Source organism: Streptomyces sp. NPDC101166 (assembly GCF_044768125.1).
In the GTDB taxonomy this organism is placed as follows: domain Bacteria; phylum Actinomycetota; class Actinomycetes; order Streptomycetales; family Streptomycetaceae; genus Streptomyces.
The window spans coordinates 1-2,309 of the sequence record NZ_JBIWPF010000063.1 but is presented as its reverse complement, the minus strand read 5'-3'; the positions used below and the strand labels follow the sequence as shown (position 1 = coordinate 2,309).

The 2,309-nt window shown below is 68.6% G+C and carries 4 protein-coding genes; all 4 read right to left on the bottom strand.

Annotation, left to right across the window (positions count from 1 at the left end):
• Nucleotides 1-39 precede the first annotated feature (39 nt).
• The 4 genes from trmD to rpsP all read right to left on the bottom strand — a co-directional run bounded on the left by trmD (nucleotide 40) and on the right by rpsP (nucleotide 2,054).
• Nucleotides 40-741, bottom strand: a complete 702-nt coding sequence (gene trmD, locus ACIRS4_RS36245) for a tRNA (guanosine(37)-N1)-methyltransferase TrmD (RefSeq protein WP_404204217.1) — start codon at nucleotides 739-741, stop codon at nucleotides 40-42.
• Between the two features lie 4 nt (nucleotides 742-745).
• Nucleotides 746-1,282, bottom strand: coding sequence for a ribosome maturation factor RimM (gene rimM, locus ACIRS4_RS36240; protein ID WP_404204215.1), 537 nt, complete (start codon nucleotides 1,280-1,282; stop codon nucleotides 746-748).
• Nucleotides 1,283-1,525: an RNA-binding protein gene (locus tag ACIRS4_RS36235; protein ID WP_029930032.1), complete on the bottom strand. Its 243-nt coding sequence runs from the start codon at nucleotides 1,523-1,525 to the stop codon at nucleotides 1,283-1,285. It abuts the gene before it with no gap.
• An 82-nt stretch (nucleotides 1,526-1,607) separates the two neighbouring features.
• A complete protein-coding gene (gene rpsP, locus ACIRS4_RS36230) occupies nucleotides 1,608-2,054 on the bottom strand; it encodes a 30S ribosomal protein S16 (RefSeq protein ID WP_357092641.1) in 447 nt (148 codons plus the stop codon).
• Nucleotides 2,055-2,309 lie beyond the last annotated feature (255 nt).

The following is a 2,309-nucleotide window of genomic DNA, read 5'->3' as shown; positions in this document are numbered from 1 at the left end:
GACAACAGTTACGCCGCCATCCCGAAACGCTGACCGGTCTCAGCCGAGCTCGGTCGGCGCGGCCTCGGGCAGCAGGTCGGGCCGGCGCTCGGCCGTGCGTTCCAGCGACTGCTCGTGCCGCCACTGCGCGATCTTGGCGTGATTGCCGGACAACAGGATCTCCGGCACGTCCAGCCCGCGCCAGCTCACCGGCCGCGTGTAGGACGGCCCCTCGAGCAGGCCGTCGGAGAACGAATCCTGTTCGTGGGACTGCTGATTGCCCAGCACGCCCGGGATCAACCGGACGAACGCCTCGGTCATGACCAGCACCGCGGCCTCGCCGCCGATCAGCACGTAATCGCCGATGCTGACCTCCTCGACGCGCACGCGCCGCGCGGCATCGTCGAAGACCCGCTGGTCGATGCCCTCGTAGCGGCCGCACGCGAACACGATGTGCTGTTCGCCCGACCAGCGTTGCGCGGTCTCCTGGGTGAACGGCACGCCCGCGGGGGTGGGCACCACCAGCAGGGCATCGTCCGGGCACACCTCGTCGAGGGCGTCGCCCCACACGGTCGGTTTCATGACCATGCCGGGCCCGCCGCCGTAGGGGGTGTCGTCCACGGATTTGTGCACGTCATGGGTCCAGTGGCGCAGATCGTGCACCTCGACCTCGAGCAGGCCCTTGTCGATGGCCTTGCCCAGCAAGGCCGCTCGCATCGGCTCGAGGTATTCGGGGAAGATCGTGACGACGTCGATACGCATGCCGCTACTCCGGGTCCAGCAGGCCCTCGGGCGGGTCGATGACGATCAGCCCGTCGGCGACGGACACGGTCGGCACCATGGCCAGCACGAACGGCACCAGGATCTCCCGGCCCGCGGGCGGGAAGGCGTCCCCGGCCTTGATCGAGAGCAGTTCTCCCGCAGCGGAATGCAGCACTTCGTTGACGGTGCCGACGAGGGCGCCGTCGGCGAGTTCGACGCGGAGCCCTTCGAGCTCGTGGTCGTAGTACTCGTCCGGATCCTCGGAGGGCGGCAGGTCCGCGGTGTCGACCACGAACAGCATGCCGCGCAACGCATCCGCGGCGGTGCGATCGACGAGCCCGTCCAGACGCAGCAGAAGGCGGCCCGAGTGCTCCCGGGCCGACTCCACTACGAATTCCTGCGTCTGCTTCGCGCGCGGCAGCTTCCCCGTGAGGACGCTGCCGGGCGCGAACCGCAGATCCGGCTCGTCGGTGCGGACATCTACGACGAGTTCGCCACGCACACCGTGCGATTTGGCGACCCGCCCGACGACCAGTTCCATCTACTGATCCGTGTCGACCACGTCGACGCGAATGCCCTTGCCGCCGATGCCGGCGACCAGGGTGCGCAGCGCGGTCGCGGTACGACCGCCGCGACCGATCACCTTGCCCAGATCGTCGGGGTGCACGTGCACCTCGACGGTGCGGCCACGACGGCTGGTGATCAGCTCGACGTGGACGTCGTCCGGATTGGCGACGATGCCGCGAACCAGATGTTCGACGGCATCAGCCACGACGGCGCTCATGCCTGCACCTCGCTAGCGCTCGCCTCCGGCATAACCGCCGAGGCGGCTGTGCCATTGGTTCCCTCGCTGCGCTCGATCACGACTACTCGGCGGCTTCGGTGGTGGCCTCAGCGGCCTCGGCCTCAGCGGCCTCGTCCTTCTTGGCGGCCTTCTTCTTGGGGGTGACGGCCTCGGCGACCGGCTCGTTCTCGGCGGCGGCCAGCGCGGCGTTGAACAGGTCCAGCTTGGACGGCTTCGGGGCCGCGACCTTCAGGGTGCCCTCGGCGCCCGGCAGGCCCTTGAACTTCTGCCAGTCGCCGGTGATCTCCAGCAGACGCTTCACCGGCTCGGTCGGCTGCGCGCCGACACCCAGCCAGTACTGGGCGCGCTCGGAGTCGATCTGGATGAGCGAGGGCTCCTGCTTCGGCTGGTAGATGCCGATCGACTCGATGGCGCGGCCGTCACGACGGGTGCGGGCGTCGGCGACGACGATGCGGTACTGGGGGTTGCGGATCTTGCCCAGACGGGTCAGCTTGATACGAACAGCCATGAGCTGCTTCCTTTCAAAGGTTGGTCACGTCGCAATTCAGCGACCCACTCGCGGTGGGCCCGGTTTTGCGTCAAGTGCTGTGACCGCCGCGCGGTACGGAACCGGAGACGGGCTGACACTGTCCTCGATGAGGACGGTCGTTCATTCTGCCAGACCCCCGTCCGGCCGGAGAAATCGCCCCGCAACCCCCGGAAACGGCGACAGCCCACCGGAGGGTCCCGATGGGCTGTGACCGAACCCGCCGCTAGTTCGGGG